Annotated in this window: 6 protein-coding genes and 2 pseudogenes; 3 read left to right on the top strand and 5 right to left on the bottom strand. The window is 67.5% G+C overall.

All coding sequences use genetic code 11. The annotated features are described in order from the left end of the window. Positions 1-814 precede the first annotated feature (814 nt). A complete protein-coding gene (locus tag IF89_RS45305; protein ID WP_107047443.1) occupies positions 815-1,012 on the bottom strand; it encodes a Hin recombinase in 198 nt (65 codons plus the stop codon). Continuing rightward, positions 1,009-1,281 carry a recombinase family protein gene (locus tag IF89_RS49910; protein WP_420707006.1) on the bottom strand — a complete coding sequence of 91 codons (273 nt, stop codon included), beginning with the start codon at positions 1,279-1,281 and terminating at the stop codon, positions 1,009-1,011. Before IF89_RS49910 ends, IF89_RS45305 begins: the two co-directional genes overlap by 4 nt. Positions 1,282-1,681: 400 nt before the next feature. Between IF89_RS49910 and IF89_RS0134310 the strand changes: the two genes are divergently transcribed. The 3 genes and pseudogenes from IF89_RS0134310 to IF89_RS49905 all read left to right on the top strand — a co-directional run. Continuing rightward, positions 1,682-2,143: a MarR family winged helix-turn-helix transcriptional regulator gene (locus tag IF89_RS0134310; RefSeq protein WP_063831384.1), complete on the top strand. Its 462-nt coding sequence runs from the start codon at positions 1,682-1,684 to the stop codon at positions 2,141-2,143. 12 nt (positions 2,144-2,155) lie between these two features. Further along, the gene (locus tag IF89_RS45300; protein WP_063831383.1) at positions 2,156-2,575 is read left to right on the top strand and encodes an SRPBCC family protein; all 420 of its coding nucleotides are present in this window, start codon (positions 2,156-2,158) and stop codon (positions 2,573-2,575) included. 53 nt (positions 2,576-2,628) lie between these two features. Further along, positions 2,629-2,883 (top strand): annotated as a pseudogene (locus IF89_RS49905) (DNA alkylation repair protein); the annotation flags it as partial. A gap of 866 nt (positions 2,884-3,749) precedes the next feature. On the opposite strand, the gene IF89_RS43465 reads toward IF89_RS49905, so the two are convergent. From IF89_RS43465 to IF89_RS48500, 3 genes and pseudogenes are all read right to left on the bottom strand, one after another. Then, the gene (locus IF89_RS43465; RefSeq protein ID WP_078628737.1) at positions 3,750-4,166 is read right to left on the bottom strand and encodes a hypothetical protein; all 417 of its coding nucleotides are present in this window, start codon (positions 4,164-4,166) and stop codon (positions 3,750-3,752) included. A 60-nt stretch (positions 4,167-4,226) separates the two neighbouring features. Beyond that, positions 4,227-4,604: a DUF4158 domain-containing protein gene (locus tag IF89_RS39035; RefSeq protein ID WP_078628736.1), complete on the bottom strand. Its 378-nt coding sequence runs from the start codon at positions 4,602-4,604 to the stop codon at positions 4,227-4,229. 19 nt (positions 4,605-4,623) lie between these two features. After that, positions 4,624-4,722: pseudogene (locus IF89_RS48500) on the bottom strand (integrase); the annotation flags it as partial.

Genomic DNA, 4,722 nt, shown 5'->3' with positions numbered 1-4,722 from the left:
CCCGGCATAACATCATCAGCGGTCAGCGTCTCAGCAGGTGTGGCATCTGTCGCGCCAGGCGAGTTCCCGGACGGACAGTTTCTGACCGCAGCCCTCGTGACACGTGGCAGCCTCGCCACAGGCGCGGGCCTGTGAGGACCAGCACGAGCAGGACGACGGCCGACGGGCTGGGAGGCCCGTGACGAGGTCACCTGTGACCAAGGTTGCTTCAAGTTCCGGGCGCGGCAGTTGTCGCGTGAGGGGCAGACAGCAGTGCAGGCACGGAGGGTTTTCAGCGGTGAGTCCTCATGAGCAACTCCTGGACCTGGCGGGGGACCAAAGGACTTCATCTCGCCCCCCTCTTGTCTGCGGGGAAGCCGGCTCGCCTGCGGCGGGTCCGCAGGTTCGCTGCGTCGCGCCCGGCGGGAAGGCCCCGGGCGATTTCGGCCGGTGCCATCGCTGTGCCTTCGCACTGTGGGGATCAGACCGGATGCTATTGCGGATGTCAAACAGCGGTTGCTGCTGAGTGTCCGGCGGCTCTGTGTGGGTGTTTTGCCTGGTGAGGACAGCGGCGTACGGTTTCGGCGACCGCGTGGAGGTGGCAGCCGGCGTCTTCGGCAGGGCAGGGCGCCTGGCTCCCCGCCGTCGCATGATGAAGCTGTCCGTCCTCCAATCACCACAGCAGCATGCAGCGAAGATCCTCTCCAGTCGATCCGCCGGACTCCTTCTGTCTCTCCTGCTCGCCGCCAGCCCACCTGACCCGAAAATTGGCAGGCAAGACGCGCCAACACGGGGTGCCGGTAAGGACTCGGTCACCAGCCGCAAACGGCGGTGATCAGTCCTTGGGCTTGGCAGGCTGGGGCAGTTCCGCCGTGGCGGTTGCCTCGGCGAGCGCGATGCGGCTGACCTTCAGCTCAGGCACGTAGTTATTGATGGTGTTGCGGGAGACGCCGAGCAGTTTCGCGATCGAGGTCACGGTGTTCTGGGGGCGGGTGAGCAGGTCGCGGGCGTGACGTACCTGCTCGGGTGTCATGGCCGACGGTCGCCCGAGGCGAACGCCGCGGGCGCGCCCTGCGCGATGAGTTCGCGGATGAACTCCGCGAGGGCGACGAAGTCGTGGAAGACCAGGCGCCTCCAGGCGTGGTGGTGTCCAGCGCCTGGTGCAGCGGGGTGAAGCCGATTCCCTGCTTGCGTCAGGCTGGACACGATTGCGATGAGGTCCTGGATGGAGCGGCCGAGCCGGTCCAGCGACGGGACGACGAGGGTGTCGCCCTCGCGTAGGTAGTCGAGGGCCTTCCACAGATCCTCGCGTTCGGCGTTCTTGCCGGACCTCTTGTCGGAGAAGAACCGGATGCACCCTGCTTCGTGAGTGCGTGGATCTGCCGGTCGAGCAGTTGCCCCTTGGTGGACACGCGTGCGTATCCCACGAGGCCACCGGTCCGTACGGGCGGAACCGGGCGAGGAGATCAGCGGTGTCGTCGTCCTGGGGTAGCTGCACCCGCCAGATCGTACAGAAAAGGGTGGTGCTTAAGTTCTTGAGCACACCAACTTTCTGACGCCGTTTTATGGGCACGATCCGGCGTCGATCCGGTCGCAATCCCTCGCTTGACGATCTTGCTCATCAATCGGTCGATAGATGGACAAACACGGAATCGTCGATTGTTGCCTTGACAACAGTTGTCGGGTCATTCGCGCTGGAGGAGTGACAGCTTCCACCAGCGGCTTGCGCGACCACCTCGGCTATTGGCTCCGTCGGCTCTCCGACGAAGTCCACGGCCGGTTCGAACGAGAACTCGCCGAGCACGGCGTGACCGTCTCCCAGTGGGCGGTGCTGATAACCGTGCACCGCGGCGACGCCACCACCACCCGGCAGGTGGCCCGGTACCTGGACATCGATGCCGGCGCGGTCTCCCGCCTGGTCGACCGGCTGGCCGCCAAGGAGCTGATGACCCGCGAACCGGACCCCGCCTCCCGCCGCACGCTGCGGCTGGCCCTCACCGCCACCGGCCGCGACCTGGCCCCCCAGCTGGCCGAGATCGCCGACCGCAATGACGCTCACTTCTTCGCCCGTCTCGACCCGGTCCAGCGCCGCCAGCTGGAGGACTGGATACGCCACCTGATGGGCGGAGCCCACCCAGATCCCCCCACACCGCCGACCCCTTGAGAGGGCACCATCATGAGCACCACCCCCACCACCGCACGCTCGGTTACCAAGACCGTCACCATCGAACGCCCCGTCGCCGACGTGTTCAACTTCCTCGCCGACGCGGCCAACTGGCCTGCCTGGGCGATCGTCAACGTCAAGGCGATCGAGCCCACCGACGAGCCGGACTGGTGGCTGATGACGACCCCGCACGGCCCCGCACGGCTCCGTATCCGCGGCAACGCCGAGCTCGGAATCCTCGATCACGACTACGTCGAGTACCAGGCGTCCTGGCAGGTCCCAGCCCGCGTCGTGGCCAACGGTGCCGGCTCCGAGTTCCTGATCACTTTCTTCCAGCCGCCGGCCTTCACTGGTGCCTTCTTCGACGAGCAGGTCGCTCTGGTCGACACCGAGCTCGCCACCCTCAAGCGCATCCTGGAAGTCGGCGCGTGAGCCTGCCCCACGCCTGACTCGCCGAGGCGGCCGACCAGCTCACCGAGCAGCTCGCCCGCCTTGGCACCCCAGAGCGCGCCGCCTGGGACCGCGCTTACCTCCACAGTGACCTCGTCCACCTCGGCGTCCCCATCCCGGACCTGCGCCGCGCCGTCACCACCACCACCCGCCGCCGCCTGCCACCGCTCACCCGAGCGGACGCCCTGGCTCTGGCCGATCTGCTGTGGACCAGCAGCGTCTACGAACACCGGCAGGCAGCCGTCCAGCTCCTCACTTACCACACAGCCCTCCTCACCCTGCTGGCCTAATGACGGTGGAAGCGATGCTGCGAGCCGCCCACACCGGGGCCCTGGTGGACACCCTTGCCATTCACGCGGCTGGCGTGATCTTCGCCAGCACGAGGAAGCGGCCAGGCCCACCCTCGACCGCTGGGCTGTCGACACAGACTTCTGGCTCCGCCGCTCAGCCCTTCTCTCCCTGATTCCCGGCATCCGCGCCAAGGAGCCCGACCTGAAGCGACTGGGCCTGCGCAGGTTGCGCGGCTCGGGCTGGGCCTCGGCCGGCGTGAGCCGGATCGCCCCGGATTTCCGCTCGGCGATGTCCAGCCAGCCCAGCTTGGGCAGCTGGTCATTCAGCAGCTTCAGTTCGGTGGTCATCTGTACGCGCAGCTTGTCGATGAAGACCTGCGGGTCCATCGGTTTGCGCCAGCTCGCGGTAGTCTCCTCGCCTCGCTCGGCGAAGTCCTGGGGCAGGTCCTCGTCGGGGTTGCGCCACTCGTCGGCGCCAACGACCCAGATCTCCTTGCACTTGAGTTGGTCGCGCAAGGCCTGGAAGGCGACGACCTCGTAGACCATGCGCACGATCCGGCGCCGCCCACGCTTGTCGGTGCAGTGCACGACCTCGGCTCAGTCCCCGCCCAACGCCTTGTGGACCGGCACGTTCTCGCCCAGCGGGTAGTACGTGGTGTTGCCCGCAGCCGCGTACCGGGCCACCAGTGCCAGAGCCTCGATCACCGGCCGGTGGTGTGGTTGGACGAACGGAACTCCAGCACATCGAGCAGCTTGATCAGCCCGCGCCGGCAGTGGTTGGTGTAGGACGCCTTCAGCCTGGTCTGCACCGTGCGCCGGTAGACCGGGCCGTCTCGAACTCGTGGACCAGTTCACGTAGGGTCTGCTCACCACCGGACACCGCCGGGTAGACAACCTCGCGGACCGTGTCCCGGCTCGCCGAGCGACGCCTCGGCGAGCTTGAACAGGATGCTCTCCTTGCCCGACACCTTCTTGAACGCGTTGACCAGCTCCTCGGTGACCTTCTTCTCCGCCCGCGCTCCGATCCGGTGCACCGTGGAGATCAGCAACTCGACCAGCGTGTCCGTGATCTCCCGCTCCCGCTCGTGCAGCAGTGCGGCCAGGAGTGTCACGCGCAGGGGCGCGGGGTGTGTGCGCAGATGGGAGGGGGATTCCACCGCGGCCCGCGCCCGCCAACTGGTCACTACCTTCGGTGCGACGTCTGCGAACAGGTCCATCGGCAGCCCGATCGGGCGGACCGCGAGCAGCTTGTCGATCTCGGTGAGCACCGTCTCCAGGCTCACGTTGCCTGGAGCCTCCTTGATCTTTCCCAGAACAGGTAGCCGTCCTCGCCGGCGCCTGCATCACCGGGTTCGGCGTCGTCCGCCTGGTCGGCTCCGGCGACCAAGGCGAACGATCCGCTCGATGCTCTCCACCGTGAGCCGCGCCGAGATCCGCGTCGTCAGCATCTCCTCGGCCGCTCGCAGGGCGGCGCCCACGACCCGGTCGCACCGCCCCGCAGTGGGCGGCTCGATGCTCTCTGTACGGCAGCGGACAAGCAGCTCCACCCGAACTTGCTCCTGTCGGCGCTCCTTGCACGCGACGTGCTCGGCGAACCAGGCCGTCAGCTTGTCCGCGTCCGCGACGCTGCACTCCCGGAAGCCAAGGTGCTCGCGGATCTGCGCACGGTGGTACTCGATCGTCCGGCCGGTCCATTCGTATGTCACTAGTGCGTTGGCCACGAACGTTCGCCGGGGCTGATTAGGCGGCTTTGGGCCGTGGGCGGCCCCAGCGTTGCTGGCGTTCGCTGCGGACCTTGGCGCGTTCGCGGCGCTGGGCGGCCAGGACGTCGGGGTGGCG

Origin of the sequence: Streptomyces sp. NRRL F-2664 (assembly GCF_000719345.1) — a bacterium.
Classification (GTDB): Bacteria; Actinomycetota; Actinomycetes; order Streptomycetales; family Streptomycetaceae; genus Streptomyces.
This window is presented reverse-complemented; position numbering and strand designations above follow the sequence as displayed.

What these genes read in the sequence shown, in the direction of transcription:
- IF89_RS45305 (WP_107047443.1), bottom strand. Translation starts at nt 1,012, where the DNA reads ATGACACCCGAGCAGGTACGTCACGCCCGCGACCTGCTCACCCGCCCC.
- IF89_RS45300 (WP_063831383.1), top strand. Translation starts at nt 2,156, where the DNA reads ATGAGCACCACCCCCACCACCGCACGCTCGGTTACCAAGACCGTCACC.